This is a genomic window from Nocardia sp. CA-084685 (assembly GCF_050955785.1).
Lineage (GTDB): Bacteria > Actinomycetota > Actinomycetes > Mycobacteriales > Mycobacteriaceae > Nocardia.
On record NZ_CP192094.1, the window covers coordinates 9,422,810 to 9,439,177 of the forward strand.

The 16,368-nt window shown below is 64.6% G+C and carries 18 protein-coding genes; 10 read left to right on the top strand and 8 right to left on the bottom strand.

Going from position 1 to position 16,368, the window contains the following annotated elements; genetic code table 11:
• The first annotated feature begins 10 nt into the window (after positions 1-10).
• Positions 11-694, top strand: coding sequence for a cation:proton antiporter domain-containing protein (locus tag ACQP2U_RS41635; protein ID WP_433712648.1), 684 nt, complete (start codon positions 11-13; stop codon positions 692-694).
• Positions 695-908: 214 nt separating this feature from the next.
• On the opposite strand, the gene ACQP2U_RS41640 is transcribed toward ACQP2U_RS41635, so the two are convergent.
• From ACQP2U_RS41640 to ACQP2U_RS41650, 3 genes are all read right to left on the bottom strand, one after another.
• On the bottom strand, positions 909-1,328 hold the full coding sequence (locus ACQP2U_RS41640; RefSeq protein ID WP_433716774.1) for an RNA-binding S4 domain-containing protein: 420 nt from the start codon (positions 1,326-1,328) through the stop codon (positions 909-911).
• A 53-nt stretch (positions 1,329-1,381) separates the two neighbouring features.
• A complete protein-coding gene (locus tag ACQP2U_RS41645) occupies positions 1,382-2,050 on the bottom strand; it encodes a C40 family peptidase (RefSeq protein WP_433712650.1) in 669 nt (222 codons plus the stop codon).
• 385 nt (positions 2,051-2,435) lie between these two features.
• Entirely contained in the window at positions 2,436-2,702 is a 267-nt protein-coding gene (locus tag ACQP2U_RS41650) for a hypothetical protein (RefSeq protein WP_397030997.1), read from the bottom strand.
• 92 nt (positions 2,703-2,794) lie between these two features.
• Here ACQP2U_RS41650 and ACQP2U_RS41655 point away from each other — a divergent pair, with 92 nt between their 5' ends.
• Positions 2,795-3,976: an AAA family ATPase gene (locus ACQP2U_RS41655; RefSeq protein ID WP_433712652.1), complete on the top strand. Its 1,182-nt coding sequence runs from the start codon at positions 2,795-2,797 to the stop codon at positions 3,974-3,976.
• A gap of 110 nt (positions 3,977-4,086) precedes the next feature.
• Here the strand turns inward: ACQP2U_RS41655 and ACQP2U_RS41660 are convergent, their stop codons facing one another.
• Positions 4,087-5,466 carry a protein kinase domain-containing protein gene (locus ACQP2U_RS41660; RefSeq protein ID WP_433712653.1) on the bottom strand — a complete coding sequence of 460 codons (1,380 nt, stop codon included), beginning with the start codon at positions 5,464-5,466 and terminating at the stop codon, positions 4,087-4,089.
• A gap of 274 nt (positions 5,467-5,740) precedes the next feature.
• Between ACQP2U_RS41660 and ACQP2U_RS41665 the strand changes: the two genes are divergently transcribed.
• The 6 genes from ACQP2U_RS41665 to ACQP2U_RS41690 all read left to right on the top strand — a co-directional run bounded on the left by ACQP2U_RS41665 (position 5,741) and on the right by ACQP2U_RS41690 (position 13,538).
• Entirely contained in the window at positions 5,741-7,699 is a 1,959-nt protein-coding gene (locus ACQP2U_RS41665; protein ID WP_433716775.1) for an acyl-CoA dehydrogenase family protein, read from the top strand.
• Positions 7,700-8,108: 409 nt separating this feature from the next.
• Positions 8,109-9,107, top strand: a complete 999-nt coding sequence (locus ACQP2U_RS41670; protein ID WP_433712654.1) for an alpha/beta fold hydrolase — start codon at positions 8,109-8,111, stop codon at positions 9,105-9,107.
• Positions 9,108-9,335: 228 nt separating this feature from the next.
• Entirely contained in the window at positions 9,336-9,623 is a 288-nt protein-coding gene (locus ACQP2U_RS41675) for a hypothetical protein (protein WP_397031007.1), read from the top strand.
• Between the two features lie 364 nt (positions 9,624-9,987).
• Positions 9,988-10,818, top strand: coding sequence for a hypothetical protein (locus tag ACQP2U_RS41680; RefSeq protein WP_433712656.1), 831 nt, complete (start codon positions 9,988-9,990; stop codon positions 10,816-10,818).
• A 30-nt stretch (positions 10,819-10,848) separates the two neighbouring features.
• Positions 10,849-12,789 carry a fumarate reductase/succinate dehydrogenase flavoprotein subunit gene (locus tag ACQP2U_RS41685; RefSeq protein ID WP_433712657.1) on the top strand — a complete coding sequence of 647 codons (1,941 nt, stop codon included), beginning with the start codon at positions 10,849-10,851 and terminating at the stop codon, positions 12,787-12,789.
• A gap of 2 nt (positions 12,790-12,791) precedes the next feature.
• Positions 12,792-13,538, top strand: a complete 747-nt coding sequence (locus tag ACQP2U_RS41690) for a succinate dehydrogenase/fumarate reductase iron-sulfur subunit (protein WP_397031012.1) — start codon at positions 12,792-12,794, stop codon at positions 13,536-13,538.
• A 56-nt stretch (positions 13,539-13,594) separates the two neighbouring features.
• Here the strand turns inward: ACQP2U_RS41690 and ACQP2U_RS41695 are convergent, their stop codons facing one another.
• The 4 genes from ACQP2U_RS41695 to ACQP2U_RS41710 form a co-directional block, all read right to left on the bottom strand.
• Positions 13,595-13,717 (bottom strand): hypothetical protein, encoded by a 123-nt coding sequence (locus tag ACQP2U_RS41695; protein ID WP_433712658.1) that lies wholly within the window; start codon positions 13,715-13,717, stop codon positions 13,595-13,597.
• 237 nt (positions 13,718-13,954) lie between these two features.
• The gene (locus tag ACQP2U_RS41700; protein WP_397031014.1) at positions 13,955-14,182 is read right to left on the bottom strand and encodes a DUF397 domain-containing protein; all 228 of its coding nucleotides are present in this window, start codon (positions 14,180-14,182) and stop codon (positions 13,955-13,957) included.
• Between the two features lie 12 nt (positions 14,183-14,194).
• Positions 14,195-14,392 carry a DUF397 domain-containing protein gene (locus ACQP2U_RS41705; RefSeq protein WP_397031016.1) on the bottom strand — a complete coding sequence of 66 codons (198 nt, stop codon included), beginning with the start codon at positions 14,390-14,392 and terminating at the stop codon, positions 14,195-14,197.
• Positions 14,389-15,318 (bottom strand): helix-turn-helix domain-containing protein, encoded by a 930-nt coding sequence (locus ACQP2U_RS41710; protein WP_433712659.1) that lies wholly within the window; start codon positions 15,316-15,318, stop codon positions 14,389-14,391. Before ACQP2U_RS41710 ends, ACQP2U_RS41705 begins: the two co-directional genes overlap by 4 nt.
• A 409-nt stretch (positions 15,319-15,727) precedes the next feature.
• On the opposite strand from ACQP2U_RS41710, the gene ACQP2U_RS41715 reads away from it, so the two are divergent.
• Entirely contained in the window at positions 15,728-16,018 is a 291-nt protein-coding gene (locus tag ACQP2U_RS41715; RefSeq protein ID WP_397031019.1) for a hypothetical protein, read from the top strand.
• Entirely contained in the window at positions 16,018-16,224 is a 207-nt protein-coding gene (locus ACQP2U_RS41720; RefSeq protein ID WP_397031021.1) for a hypothetical protein, read from the top strand. Before ACQP2U_RS41715 ends, ACQP2U_RS41720 begins: the two co-directional genes overlap by 1 nt.
• Positions 16,225-16,368 lie beyond the last annotated feature (144 nt).

Genomic DNA, 16,368 nt, shown 5'->3' on the forward strand with positions numbered 1-16,368 from the left:
GCATCCCGCAGTGAGCTTCGCAACCCTCGCCCTGGTCATCGCGCTCGGACTGTGCGGACCGCTGCTCGCTCTGCGCGAGAACTTGCACATACCAGTGATCCTGGGTGAACTACTCGCGGGCATTGTCTTCGGCACCAGCGGATTCGACATACTGCACAGCGCCGACCCGATTTTCACCTTTCTCGCCGATATGGGTTTCGCGGTCGTCATGTTCGTCGCGGGCACCCATGTGCCGGTGCGTGATCCGGCCGTGCGCTCCGCGGTGTCGATCATGCTCGCCGGATTCGCCGCCGGACTCGCGGTCGCCGGAATCGGGGAGCCGCGGCGAGTGGCCCGCCAACTCTTCGCCATCAATGACGGCTTCCTCGGCCCACTGTTCTTCGTCTGGCTGGGCGCCCGGCTAGACCTGCGCGAATTCGGCGACCACCCGCGGCTGATCGGGCTCGGTCTCGCACTCGGGATCGGCGCGGTGCTGGTACACCTGAGCGCCCGTGTCACGGGACAGCCGATCGCCTTCGGCACCCTCGCGGCGGCCCAAGTCGGGGTGCCGGTCGCGGCCGTCACCGTCGGCGCACAACTCCACGTCCTGGTACCCGGCGAAGCATCCGCGATGATGCTCGGCGCCCTGTGCACCATCGCCGCCGCCGCACTCGCGGCCAGTCGAATCGCAACCGTCAGCGCACGCACCCGATAAGCACCCAGCCAGATCAGCCGTATCGAGCATTGGTTCGGACGGTTCCGTCGAACGCAGTCGAATGGTGGTCGCGCAGGTCTGTATCGACCGCCGTTTCACTATGCTCGGCGAGCAGCCGGAGCAGGTGGCGCAGCGAGCTAGCTGGACGCGGCACTAGCCGGGGCGACAATTGACTTCGCAAGTGCATGGGGTGACTCGGCGGGCACGCCCGAATTCAGCCAGGACCCCAACGGTCAGCCCGCGACGGCGGCTGCTCGGCACCGACGACCGGCAAAATATTCGGGGAAGTTGGGGAGCGTAGGCGATCGGTCTCGCGACGTTCCCGTTTGGTGGGTCGACCGGAACCGCGATCGCGCCGCGGCATGGATAGGACAAGCTCGCGCGGCGGCGGTGGCGGGCTGCGGTCGATCAAGCACTGTGCCGCGATCGGAGGGCCGACGCGCTTGGTGATGACGCGCTCCACGATGACGATGCGTTCGACGCCACCGGCTCGGACCCGTACCTCGTCACCGGGGCGAACGTGCTGGGCGGGTTTGGCCGCAACTCCATTCACGCGGACGTGCCCGCCGCGGCAGGCTTCCGCAGCCGCGGACCTGGTCTTGAAAAGACGCACCGCCCACGTCCAGGAGTCCACGCGGGCCTGGGTCGGGGCGGTGTCTTTGGTCGTCGGTTGGGCGGGTGCCACCCTTAAACCATACGGCGTGCCGTCACAACCATGTCGGGGCGCAGGGTGGTGTAGGAGACCGGCTGACCGGACTGGACCGCATTGAGCAGCTTGCCGTCGCCCGCGTACAGGCCGACGTGGCCGCCGCCGTTGGTCACCACGATATCGCCGGGCTGCAGGTCCTCGAACGCGACCGGCGCGCCGACGTGCGACTGCTCGAAGCTGGTGCGCGGCAGTTCGATTCCGGCCTGTTTGTAGGCCCACTGGACCAGACCCGAGCAGTCGAAGCTGAACGGTCCGGAGGCACCCCAGGAGTACTGCGCGCCGATCTTGCTCTTAGCGGCGTCCAGTGCGATGTCATTGGCGGTGTTCTGGTGGAACATCTGCGGCATGGCAGGGGCGAACAAGCCGGGGAGCGACGGCGCGGCCTGCGGGGCAGCGGCCTCCGGGGCAGGCGCGGCTGGCATCGAGGCGAGTGCCTGGGTGAGCTGCTTACCCAGATCCTGGGCCTGCTGATCGAATTCCGGGGGAACCGGGACGTCGAAATCGCCGATTCCCGGGACGTTGATAGTGGCCGCCATCGCGGGGATCGCGGGCATCGCACCCGTAGTTGCGGCGACCGCGCCCATGACGAGCGCACCCTTGACGGAATTCGGTAGCCGCGATTCCCGCTGCAAGCTGTGTTTACCCACCGAGCCGAGTCTCCGATCTTTCTGCTCTCCCGCCGACCGGGTCAGCTGTCGGTTCGGACCGGCAGAACGGCCCCAACTCCCAGTTGAATCTCTGGGTCCCGGCACGGCAGCCGGAATTGGTGGTCCCGACAGCCGTTTTGGCGGTAACTCAGTGGCGCCGCTTCTCTTCCGAACCGACAGACTCCACTGGGTCACGAAGAGATTACGGCCAGGACGCGGTGTTGTCCAGCGCACAGACCAGGCGCTTCGTGGATGATCGAAAAATCCGAGGCCGAGCGGCGCAATTGCGACACGCCTGGTTGGTCACGACACGGTATCGATGGCACGCCGCGCGTTATCGAACCGAGGTCCGGTCCGGAAAGTGACATTGTGTCCACCGGATTCGCTACCCGTCGGATCCGGCACCGCGCTGACCGAGTGCCCGCTCCAGTTCGTCGATCCGCCGCCGCGCATCTGCCAGGCCGACCTCCAGCCGACCGAGCGCCACCACCAGCGGCCCTACCGCGATATCCGCGACGAGTTGCGGATCGTCGAGACCGCTCTCGATCGCCTCCAGGATGTTGGACCGAATGTGGCCGGCCACAGGGGCTTCGGCGGGAACTTTCCAGGATTCGACCAACTCGGCGAGGGTGGGAAGTGGTTCCGTGGGCATGCCCTCAGCATGCGACAGTTTGCTAGCAATATCTAGGACTCGCCGTATATATAGCCAGATTCGGCTGACGAAACGCGCTACGGTTTGTGGGCATGGACCCCGTGCGGAATCCGTATGCTCCCGGAGCCGGACAGCGCCCACCCGAATTGGCCGGGCGCGATAAGCAACTCACGGCATTCGACATTGTGCTGGAGCGGATCGCGCGTGGTCGGCCGGAACGCAGCGTCATGCTCACCGGATTGCGCGGTGTCGGAAAGACCGTTCTGCTCAATCAACTTCGCTCCGCCGCTGGCTCACGCGGTTGGGGCACCGGCAAAATCGAGGCCCGCCCGGATCAGGAACTGCGCCGCCCGCTGTCGTCCGCACTGCATATGGCCGTGCGCGCCATCGCGATGGCGCACCGCAACCAGGAGCGTGTCGACGACTTCCTCGGCATACTCAAGGCTTTCGCACTGCGCTCCACCGCGGACAAGGGCATGCGCGAGCGTTGGCAGCCCGGTATCGACGTGCCAGCGGTCACCGGTCGCGCCGATTCCGGCGATATCGAGATCGATCTGATCGAACTGTTCAAGGAGGCGGCCGCACTCGCCAGCGATATCGGCGTCGGCATCGCGGTCTTCATCGACGAGATGCAGGATCTCGGTCCCGCCGATATCTCCGCGATCTGCGGTGCCTGCCACGAATTGAGCCAGGACACCGCGCCTTTGATCGTGGTCGGCGCCGGACTGCCGCACCTGCCCGCGGTGCTGTCCGCCTCGAAAAGCTACTCCGAGCGACTGTTCAGCTACCACCGCATCGACCGGCTGGACCGCGAATCGGCCGATCAAGCCCTCATCGCACCGGCCGAGCGCGAAGAGGTGAAGTTCACCGAGGAAGCGCTGGATGCCCTGTACGAGCGGGCGGATGGCTATCCCTACTTCGTGCAGGCCTACGGCAAGGCCGCCTGGGATCAGGCGCCGGAGAGCCCGATTACCGCCGAGGATGTCGAGGTGGCGGCACCGAGCGCCGAAGAGGAACTTGCCGTCGGATTCTTCGGTTCCCGGTATGAGCGCGCCACCCCCGCCGAACGCGAATATATGCGCGCCATGGCCGATTTGGCGGGCGATGACGGTCCGGTGCCGACCGCGGCGGTGGCCAATGAACTCGGCCGCAAACCCGCTTCACTCTCCCCGGCGCGCGACGGTTTGATCAAGAAGGGCCTGATCTATTCGGCCGAGCGCGGCACCATCGGATTCACGGTGCCGCACTTCGGTCGCTATTTGCGCAGCGTGTAGCCCAAGGCTCAGAACGGCAAAGGATAGCGGTAGTCGCAATTTCCCTGCGACGTGCGCGAATTCCGCAGCGACGGCCAAGTGGCGGGACCGACCACGCCGTCATCGTGAATTCACGGCGCCGGGGCGCATCGGCCGTCGTAGCTGCCGTCCTCGACCCGGTATACCGGCCACAACATGGCTTTTGCCCGGGTCTCCGGTCCGAAGATGCCGTCGACCAGTGCATCGTGATCGGCCTGCAGATGCCGGATCGCACGCTTCATCGCCAGGTCGTAGGCGGCCGACGGTGCGAGTTCGATGCCGTGGCACAGCGTCAGCGCCTGGCGCAGCGCGGTCACCGAATCACCCTGATCACCTTCATTGAGTATGCAGCGGGAATCGTCGTGATCGGCTGCGCCGCTGGGTAATTCGAGGAAGCTTCCGGTGCCGAGCGGTACCCGAGCACGCCAATAGCAACGCCGTGTCGGTGGCGTCGCGGTAGTACTGGTCGTCTGCGGCACATGCGCTGATACCGCTCCATCCGACCGTTGCGGAACGAGCCAGAATACGACCGCGAGTGCCGCAATAGCCAAGGCCGCCACCGCGGTCGAAGCGGCAAGACGACCGCGCGGGGCCGCTCGTACCACTCGCGCCAACCCCCACCGGTGCGGCCAGCGCGCGGTATCGCTGACCGCCGACTCGACGGCCCGCGCGAATTCCAGACAGGTCCGATACCGCAGTTCCGGCGCCGCCGCCATGGCCCGTGCGATGACCTCCTCCAGCGGCGGCGGAACATCCGGGCGTACCCGAGTCGGCGCGAGGGTGTCGCGCACCGTCTCGGTGCCGCCGGGCGACGGTGTTCCCCCATTCGGATTCGCCCCGGTGAGCAGTGCCAACAGGGTCGCCCCGAGGGAATAGATATCCGCGCGTCGATCGACCGCTAGACCGCGCAACACCTCCGGCGCGGCGAAAGCGGGAGTGCAAGCGCGCCAACCTGTTTCGGTGACTGTCGCGGCATCCTCGATGGTGCGGGCCAGTCCGAAATCGGCGACCAGCACACGCTCACTGTCGACACCGTCGGCGACCAGGATGTTCGACGGTTTGACATCGCGGTGCAGCAGATTCTGCTCATGCGCATGATGCAGCCCCTTCGCGGCCTCGCACACGATGCGCGCCGCCCGCTTCGGCTCCAATCCGCCGGGCTCCGAGTGCATGAGCTCACCCGCATCGGTGCCATCCACATACTGCATCGCCATCCACAGGGCCGCACCCTCCTCGCCCCGGTTGTAGACCGAAACGACATTCGGATGGTCCAGGCGGCAGACCAGATCGGCCTCACGCCGGAAGATGCTGCGATAACGATGATTGGCGCCGAGATTCTTGGCTAGTACCTTGAGTGCAACCTGCCTCGGCAGCGCCGGATCATCGGCCAGATAGACCGCCCCCATCCCGCCGGAACCGAGGGGCCGCACAATCGAATACCCTGCGAATACCTGCCCGGGCCGCAATGACATCCCCACCCTCCAAGGGAACTCGGACCACGTTCTCTGGCGCGTTCGAGCCCACTACCCCACATCCGAAGCTCGGTGTCAAGACAACTCCCGTCCCGGGCGCACGGCAGGCCTCAGCTGACCTTTCGAGCGATCTGCCGGCAACCGTCACAGCGCATTTGCCTATCTATCAAGATCATTAGAGCTAGATAGATAACGCTCTACCTGAACATCTACCGGTCGGTAACAAACCCTCCTACACTCTTATGTGATCCTGATCACGTCCGAGGAGGACATCATGGCGACTACCGCGAAAGTCGACGCCACCGAAGAACAGGCCCGCGCACTGGTCGAGGAATCACGCGAAACCAGTTGGGCGAAACCATCGTTCGCCAAGGAGATGTTTCTAGGACGATTCCGGCTCGATCTGATCCACCCCTATCCCCAGCCCAGCGACGAGGACGCCGCGCGCACCGAGGCTTATCTGGCCCGGCTGCGGCCGTTCTGCGAATCGCTCGACGGCAGCGTCATCGAGGCGGAATCCAAGATTCCGGACGAGTACGTCAAGGGGCTGGCCGAACTCGGCTGCTTCGGCCTGAAAATCCCACAAGAGTACGGCGGCCAGGGCCTGTCCCAGGTCGGTTACAACCGGGCCCTGATGCTGGTCGGCTCCGCGCACCCCAGTCTCGGCGTCCTGCTTTCGGCGCACCAGTCGATCGGCGTGCCCGAACCGCTCAAGCTGGCGGGCACCCCGGAACAGAAGGCCGAATTCCTGCCGCGCTGCGCGGCGGGCGCGGTCAGCGCATTCCTGCTCACCGAACCCGACGTCGGCTCCGATCCGGCCCGCATGGCCAGCACCGCCACCCCCACCGCGGACGGCGAGGCCTACGAGATCAACGGCGTGAAGCTGTGGACCACCAACGGCGTGGTCGCCGAATTGCTGGTGGTCATGGCACGGATTCCCAAGAGCGAGGGGCACCGGGGCGGCATCTCGGCCTTCATCGTCGAGGCCGACTCGCCCGGCATCACGGTCGAGCGGCGCAATTCGTTCATGGGATTGCGCGGCATCGAGAACGGGGTCACACGACTGCACAACGTTCGTGTGCCGAAGCGCAATCTGGTCGGTCGCGAGGGCGACGGCCTGAAAATCGCGCTGACCACGCTTAATGCTGGCCGCCTCGCCATCCCGGCGCTGTGTACGGCCGCCTCGAAGTGGTCGCTGAAGATCGCCAGGCAGTGGTGCACCCAGCGGGTGCAGTGGGGTCGGCCGGTCGGCGAGCACGCCGCGGTGGGGGAGAAGATCTCCTTCATCGCGGCCACCACCTACGCACTCGAGGCCGCACTAGACCTTTCGGCCACCATGTGCGACGAGGCCCGCAACGATATCCGCATCGAGGCGGCTCTGGCCAAGCTCTGGGCCAGCGAAATGAGCTGCCAGATCGCCGACGAACTCGTGCAGATCCGCGGCGGGCGCGGTTACGAGACGGCGGCCTCGCTGCGCGCCCGCGGTGAACGCGCGGTCGGTGCCGAACAGCTGGTCCGTGATCTGCGGATCAACCGGATCTTCGAAGGTTCGAGCGAAATCATGCGGCTGCTGATCGCCAGGGAGATGGCCGATGCCCATATGGCCGCCGCCGGTGCGTTGGTCGATCGGAATGCGGAGCTCAAGGACAAGGCCAAAGCAGCGGTCGGCGCGGGTGGTTTCTATGCCAAGTGGTTCCCGCAGCTTGCGGTCGGCGCGGGTACGGTGCCCGCGACCTATGCCGAATTCGGGCCGCTGGCAAGGCATTTGCGTTTCGTTGAGCGCAGTGCCCGCAAGCAGGCCAGATCGCTGATGTACGCGATGGCGCGCTGGCAGGCGGGCCTGGAGTACCGGCAGAACTTCCTCGGCCGCATCGTCGATATCGGCGCCGAACTGTTCGCGATCTCGGCCGCCTGCGTGCGCGCGCAGGCGCTGGGTTCCGCGGGCGCGCCGGAGGCCAAGGCCGCCGAGGAATTGGCCGACGCCTTCAGCAGGCAGTCGCGGATTCGGGTGAAGCAGTTGTTCGACGCGCTGTGGGACAACACCGACGACGACGATCGCACCCTCACCCGCAACGTCCTCGACGGCCGCTACGACTGGCTGGAGGAGGGCATCTTCGATCCGAGCGAGGGCACCGGACCGTGGATCGCGGAATGGCAGGTGGGTCCGTCGACCGAGACCAACCTGCTACGGCCGTTCCTGCCATCGACCCGTGGTAGCCACGCGGGTACGTAGGCGCGAAGCCGCGACGAGCCGTCACCCATCAGTGGGTGGCGGCTCGTTTCGTGACGAGTATTTATCTATCTCCGAAATTTTCTAGATATAGACATACTCTCGATACTCCACGTATGGTTACGGTCACATAACAATTTCTAGCGGACTCTAGGAGATCCGATCGATTGCCCGATAGACGGCAATGCCGCGGGTTCGATCACGGACGTCTACCGGAATCTAGCGCCTGAACTATCCCTTCATAGATTCACCGATCCAAGGGCCCACGTGCCGGATCAGGTCGATCAGCGGCGTCATTTGGACAACGCGTACATAACGGACGGTATGGCGCGCTAACGAGGCGGGAATTCCGCTCGACAACCGGGCAAGAACGCTCCGAACCGGGTGTCCTACCAGACACAGGAGAATCGTCATGTCCACGACGACTGCCCGCCGAGCCGCCGACCACGACGGCCACCGGATCACGGTATCGGCCGACGACGGCACCCCGATCGCCGTCCGCACCTTCGGCGCCGACGATGCGCAACTGACGGTCGTCTTCGCGCACGGTCACTGCCTGCGCACCGAGTCCTGGTCTTTCCTGCGCGATCAACTGCAGCGACACTGGGGGACGGCAATCGGCGGGGCGGGTGAGTACCACGGTTCGGATGTACGGATGGTCTTCTACGACCACCGCGGGCATGGTGAATCGGGCGTCGCCCACCCGTCGACTTACACCATCGATCAACTCGGCCACGACCTCGATGCCGTACTTCGCTCGGTCGTGCCGACCGGCCCGATCGTGCTCATCGGACATTCCATGGGTGCGATGGTCACTCTCGCCTACTCCCGCCTGTTCCCGGCGACCATCGGCACCCGGGTGGTCGGACTCTGCCTGATCGCCGGGGCTGCCAATGGCATCACCGAGGTCGGGCTCGGCCGTTTCCTGAATCGGCGCGCGGTGAACTCGTTGCAGTTCGCGGTGCTGCGGGCGCCCCGGCTCATGCAGGCCTCCAAGCGCCTGTCGCGCCGGATCTTGGAGCCGATCACCCGCGAGGCGAATATGGGTACCAGGCGGACCAATCCGCGCATGGTCGCGGTGGCCGCGGCGATGATGAACGACACCCCGCTGCTCACCATGTCGAGCTTTCTGACCTCGATGATCGCCTTCGACGAGAGCGCGTCGCTGCACCAACTCGGCAGCATTCCGGCACTGGTGCTGGCCGGTTCGGCCGACATCGTGGTGCCCTTCGCGCATTCGGTGGTACTCGCCTCGCAACTGGCGGGCTCGCAGTTGGTCCGGCTCGAGGGCGCGGGGCACAGTGTGCATCTGGAGCGGGCCGAGGAGGTGGCGTCGTCCATCGTCGCCCTGGTCGATCGGGTCATCGCCGCCATAGACGGTCACGGCCCCGGGTATGCCACCGCCAGCTGACCGGCGTTCGTCGAAACTCACAACAGCCGGGTAGCCAACGCTGGGCGATATTCGGGCGAACCACCGAAATTGTGGGCTCCACGAGCCAAAACGTGATTTCTCACGTACTGTGTGAAAGATCACGTTGTGTGGTGAGTCACACGACTCGGTAGAGCGCGTTCCCGGGCAGACCACGGAACCAACCAGCCATCGAGTTCGTCTGTCCGCCAAGGAATACAGGAGGTATCGATGACACGCAGCGACATAGCGGAACTGCGTTACGCGGTCGGCCAGCTCCGGCAATCCATCGGCGCACTGCGCTCCCACTACGGCGACGCCAATTCGGTGCGACGACTGGAAAACGATCTCGAGCGACTCGTCATCGATGCCGATGAACTCGAGCAGTCGCCGCCGCAGGAGATCGTGCGCCGCCCGCAGGAGACCATCTACGTACCGGACAGCAAATCCGACGAAGCGGCATGGATGGGCGCACAGGACGAGGGCCTCGGCTTCCACTCCCGCCCGCGCACAAAGTAATTCGGTTCGCGGTCCCGACGCTCCCGCGCCTTTGTCGGTCGTAAGCGCGTGGGAGTTCGCCGCCGGGGCCGGCGGTCGAGTACGCGGTGCCCCTCGGGCGTGCCCGCCGAATTACCCATGTCCTCGTGAAATCAGTTGTTGCATCGAGCGCGGTTCCGACCTGACCTGCGCAAAGGTCGAGTTGACGACTCGGTGTTGCGACCAAACCTGCATCGAATGTGGCACAAATCACGGCCCGCTAGGCGGGCCGGCTTTGTCAGGACCCCGTTGAGCGATAGCGGGGGTGTCGTATGGTGCTCAGCATCACATTCGACTGCGGAGGTCGCGGGACCATCCGCACAGCAGATCAGCGAGGCATCCACCTGTGAGTGCCGCACCGACCGCCGCCCCGGAAACGGGCACCGGCGTCTTCAGCAAGACCAGGGCCGCCATCTCCGCGCGCACACTGCGTACCGACCGGTGGTGGGTCCCACCACTGGTGACGGCCGTCGGACTAGCCGCGTTCGTCATCTACGCGACGATCAGATCGTATGTGCGAACGGCATATTGGGTCCCGGAGTACCACTACCTGACCCCGTTCTACTCACCTTGTGTGAGCAGCGACTGCGTCGAGGGTTCCAGCCATTTCGGCGCATGGTTCGGCCACATCCCGGCCATCCTGCCGCTGGGCTTCCTGGTGCTGCCGTTCCTGCTCGGCTTCCGGCTCACCTGCTACTACTACCGCAAGGCCTACTACCGCGCGGTGTGGTTCTCCCCGCCCGCGTGCGCGGTCGCCGAACCGCACGCCAAGTACACCGGCGAGACCAAACTGCCACTGATCATCCAGAACGTGCACCGCTACTTCTTCTATGTGGCCGTGCTGGTTTCGCTGATCAACACCTATGACGCGATCACCGCGTTCCATGGCAAGACCGGCGGCTTCGGCTTCGGTCTCGGCAACATCGTGCTGGTCGGCAATGTAGTGCTGCTGTGGGCCTACACGGTGTCGTGCCATTCCTGCCGGCACATCATGGGCGGCAAGCTCAAGCACTTCTCCGCCCACCCGGTGCGGTACTGGTTCTGGACCCAGGTCTCCAAGCTCAATACTCGGCATATGGCGCTGGCCTGGACCACCCTCGGCACGCTGGTGCTGACCGACTTCTACGTCATGTTGGTTGCCAGCGACACGATTTCGGATCTGCGGTTCATCAACTAACCGCCCTCACAAACCAGGAGTTTCGCGGCCATGCCAGAAGTGGAACGGCACAAGTACGACGTCGTCGTCATCGGTGCCGGGGGCGCCGGACTGCGCGCGGTGATCGAAGCACGCGAACACGGTCTTTCCGTCGCGGTGGTGTGCAAGTCGTTGTTCGGTAAGGCACACACCGTGATGGCCGAGGGGGGATGCGCCGCCTCGATGGGTAATGCCAATGAAAAAGACAGTTGGCAAACCCATTTCAAGGACACCATGCGCGGTGGCAAGTTCCTCAACAACTGGCGCATGGCCGAATTGCATGCCCAGGAGGCGCCCGACCGGGTGTGGGAACTGGAAACCTATGGGGCGCTGTTCGATCGGACCGCCGACGGCCGGATCAGCCAGCGCAACTTCGGTGGCCACACCTACCCGCGGTTGGCCCACGTCGGCGACCGCACCGGACTCGAGATCATCCGCACCATGCAGCAGAAGATCGTTTCGCTGCAGCAGGAGGATTTCGCGGAGACCGGCGACTACGAGTCGCGCATCAAGGTTTTCGCCGAATGCACCATCACCGAATTGCTCAAAGACGGCGACCGGATCGCCGGTGCGTTCGGATACTGGCGCGAGTCCGGCCGGTTCGTGCTGTTCGAGGCGCCGGCGGTGGTCGTCGCGACCGGTGGCATCGGCAAGTCCTACAAGGTCACCTCGAACTCGTGGGAGTACACCGGTGACGGCCACGCGCTGGCACTGCGGGCCGGTGCGACGCTGATCAATATGGAATTCCTGCAGTTCCATCCGACCGGAATGGTCTGGCCGCCCAGTGTGAAGGGCATCCTGGTCACCGAGGGCGTGCGCGGTGACGGCGGGGTGCTCGAGAACACTGAAGGCAAGCGGTTCATGTTCGAGTACATTCCGCCGGTCTTCAAGGGGCAGTACGCCGAGACCGAGGAAGAGGCCGATCAGTGGTTGCGCGATAACGACTCCGCGCGCCGCACACCGGATCTGCTGCCACGCGATGAAGTGGCCCGGGCCATCAACTCGGAGGTCAAGGCGGGACGCGGCACCGAACACGGTGGCGTGTACCTGGATATCGCCTCGCGCCTGCCCGCCGAGGAGATCCGGCGGCGGCTGCCCTCGATGCACCATCAGTTCAAAGAACTCGCGGACGTGGACATTACGAAGGAGCCGATGGAGGTCGGCCCGACGTGCCACTACGTGATGGGTGGAATCGAGGTCGATCCGGATACCGGCGCGGCTACCGTGCCCGGCTTGTTCGCGGCGGGTGAGTGTTCCGGCGGTATGCACGGCTCGAACCGACTCGGCGGCAATTCGCTGTCCGATCTGCTGGTATTCGGTCGGCGGGCCGGACTCGGCGCCGCGACCTACGTCGAACAACTGTCCGCGCGCCCCGCGGTGGCCGATGCCGATATCGACGCGGCCGCGAAAGCCGCGGTGGCGCCGTTCGATCCGCCGGCCGAGGGGACGGGGGAGAACCCCTACACCCTGCACACCGATCTGCAGCAAGCCATGAACGATCTGGTCGGCATCATCCGCAAAGAACACGAGTTGCAGGAGGCCATCGAGCGCCTCGCCGAACTGCGGACCCGCTTCAACAGCGTGACGGTGGAGGGCCATCGGCAGTTCAATCCGGGCTGGCATCTCGCCCTCGACCTGCGCAATATGCTGCTGATCAGCGAATGTGTCGCGCAGGCGGCACTTTTGCGAACCGAAAGTCGCGGCGGACACACCCGCGATGATTTCCCCGCAATGGATCCGGAGTGGCGCAACAGGTTGCTGGTGTGCGCGATCGATCCCGCCGATGCGGACGGACCGGTGCCCGGCGTGCGGGTCACCCCGGAGGACCAAATCCCGATGCGGGCCGATCTGCTCGCGCTCTTCGATCTGGGTGAGCTCGAAAAGTATTACAACCCAGCCGAACTCGCCTCCCATCCGGCAGGTTCGGTTTCAGCCACGGAAGGCGAGGCGTAAGAATGGGTTACGACGCCAAATTCCGCGTGTGGCGCGGTGATATCGACGGCGGGGAATTGCAAGACTTCACCGTGCAGGTGAACGAGGGTGAGGTGGTGCTCGACATCATCCACCGCCTGCAGGCCACCCAGGCCCCGGATCTCGCGGTGCGCTGGAATTGTAAAGCGGGTAAATGCGGTTCGTGTTCGGCCGAGGTGAACGGTCGGCCACGGCTGCTGTGCATGACCCGGATGTCGACCTTCCAGCCGGACGAGTTGATCACCGTCACGCCGATGCGCACCTTCCCGGTGATCCGGGATTTGGTGACCGATGTGTCATTCAACTACCAGAAGGCCAGGGAGATACCGTCTTTCACGCCGCCGGTGGATCTGAAGCCGGGCGACTACCGGATGCAGCAGGTCGATGTGGAGCGCTCTCAGGAGTTCCGCAAGTGCATCGAATGTTTCCTGTGCCAGAACACCTGTCACGTGGTCCGCGACCACGAGGAGAACAAGGAGGCGTTCGCCGGACCGCGGTTCCTGATGCGGATCGCCGAATTGGAAATGCATCCGCTCGATGTGGCCGACCGTCGCGAGCTGGCGCAGGAAGAGCAGGGGCTCGGACTCTGCAATATCACCAAATGCTGTACCGAGGTCTGCCCGGAACATATCAAGATCACCGATAATGCCCTGATTCCGATGAAGGAACGGGTGGCGGACAAGAAGTACGATCCGCTGGTCTGGTTGGGCAACAAGCTCTTCCGGCGCTGATCAACCGATATCGGACCACCGGCCGGGGTGGGAATACCCGGCCGGTCGGCGCACCCTTATATCAACGCGACAACACCCACGGCGACGACCCACACAAGCGCCCCGACGAAAAGTGCCGACAGGAACGACCCGGTCAGGACGAATACCCCGACCGCGGACACCGCGAAAAGCAGTGCCACGATCAGCCATTCAATCCAATAGCCCGGCCGCAGTTTCTTGTACCGCGGATGAGAACTCTTGAGCCCACGGTCCACAAGAACTGGGCTACCCGTAATAGCCTTCGGCAAACGCGATTTCGTTGTCGAATCTGCGCTATTTCGTGATCTTCGGCGAGCACATCCGTTCAAATACAGCGGGGCCCGGTCCGCCGTCACACGACCGGACCCGGCGGGCAGGGCACCGCCGGGTCGATCGCCCTACGACTTGGGCCGGTCGAACTCACCATCGTGCACACCCGCCGTGAAGGCGGCCCACTCACCGGGAGTGAAGACCAGAACCGGCCCGTCCGGATCCTTACCGTCGCGCAGCGCGACGTGCCCGGCATCCAATAGCGCCACCTCGACGCTGTCCTTACCCGCGCCCTCCCCGGCCTTACGCCAGACCGCGCCGGTCAAATCTACTTTCGCGCCCTCATTGATGCTCACGCCCGCAACTCCTCAGAACTCGCCGCCCGCAACACCTGCGGTGAAAGCGTCCCATGCGCCCCTGTCGAAGACCAGGGCAGGTCCGCCGGGATTTTTGCTGTCACGCACGCCGACCCCGCCGCCCGCTAGAAAGGCGACCTCGACGCAGTCCTTGCCGGCACCGCTGCGGGTGCTCTTGAACCACTGCGCGCCAACCAAATCCGAACTCATGCCACATACTCCTTCGCTATCTGCCGGAGCAGATGTCTACTGGGTTGAATATCCAGCGCATAGCGCTGGAGGCACTCGTGCGCACGATCGTACCGCCGAACATCAGCATGTCTTTCGAGGTAGAGATCCCCCGTAAAACCCTCCGCGTACACCACCGGCGGCTCGATCGGCTGGCCCTTGCCATCGATACCGAATTCGAGAATCGTGAACGGTCCGGTGGACACTCCGAGCGGAACACCGGCCGCGAACGGCAGGATACGCAGGGAGATATTGGGTTGGGTGCTGATATCGGCAAGATGACGTAGCTGCGCCGCCATCACTTTGGCGCCACCGACCACGCGATGCAAAACCGACTCGTGCAGGATCACATTCACCGTCGCCGGTGCGACCTTGCGGGTGATCAACGCCTGGCGCTGCATCCGCAATTGGACCCGGCGCTCGATCTCGATTTCCGAGTCATCGGGATAACCAAGACGATTGAGGGCTCTGGCGTAGTCGGCGATCTGCAGCAGGCCGAGTACGAGTTCGGACTGGTAGGAGGTGAGTTTCTGCGCCGACGCCTCCAAACCGACATAGACGTCGAAGTTTTCGGGGATGAGATCGCCGTAGGCATGCCACCAGCTCTTGACGGCGGCTTGCTGGGCCAGGCCCTTCAGACCGTCGGACAATTCGTCCGGTATGCCGTAGATGCGACACAGTTCTTGGATATCGATGGTTCGGATGCGGTCGGCCTGGCCTTTTTCCAAGCGCTGCAACGTGCTTGCGCCCCACTCCATCAGCCTGGACGCCTCCGCGATGGTGAGACCCGACTGGGTGCGCCAGTCTCGGAGGTACCTGCCGAGCTGGCGCCTGGGTAGAGTGGAGGCGGCGTTCTCTGAGGTTGGCCGATCCGGGGTTTCCGACGCTCTTGCCGAATTCGCTGACACAGCACGCTCCGTTCTGTATACAACTGCGACGTACTCGGGTCCCTGGCGTGGTAACGCAGGCTCCCGCCTCCTGGCCCGCCGCTCACGTCGCGGGCGCGGATGCAAACCCAGCGGTTGCTCCGGGGTGACCCCACAAGCTCGGTTCCCCGTCACTTCGCTTGGGCAGAGGGCTCTTTCGTCCACTATGGAGAATCCTCCCTGCCGTGCTGGGTTTTGTGCTGGGAATTCGCCTCAAATCTTTGGATATCCACGAAGGACGCTGTTCGCGACCCGCCGCGATGGTGTGCTGGGAGTGTGCCCGGAGCGGAACAGGCGCCTTTCCCTCCTCCTGTGAAACCTCCGGGCACGCATAAGGAATCGCACGTAGGAACGAGGAGTCATGGCTGTAAGTGTCATAGCGTCGTCCTTGATGACCAGCGATTTGACCCCACATCGCGCCCGCAGCGTCGGGCACGAGAGCTGGGTGGTTTCCTATTTGCCCGGACGCACGCTGACCTGCGACCAGGCGGTCGCCGCACTGAAGGTTGCTGAGGTGGTGCCATCGCTGTTCGCCGCGGTCGGCGATCTCGCGGACGAGGTCGGCCTGACCGTACTCGAGGCGTTGGGGATGGCGATTCGACAGGCACCCTGGGATCAGGGACCGATCTCCCGGTACACCCGACAAGTCCGGGCGGTGCGCCGCCGGGCGGAGGTCGCCTGATGCAACTCACCAACCTGCACCTGCCCGTCGCATCTCTATTGGCCTGCGGAAACGACCCCGGCGTGCTGACCAACCAACAAGCCCACGCCGCAATGCAGTTACATATCGACTGCACCGTCGACCGATGCCTGGTCCGCCGTGCGGCGCGGACCACGCTGGTCGAGGCAGGCAGATGTGTGCTGGACGAGCGCGCGCTGCCGTTATGAGGCCCGTTGCCGAGCCACCGGGCGTCCCCGAGGTGCTTGCCGATTGCATTCGCGTGCTGCGCTGGGTGACCGCCGAATCCCTGGCACATCGACGTAACACTGTCGCGCGGACGAAATACGCCCTGCCGAAACGAGTGGTCCGGC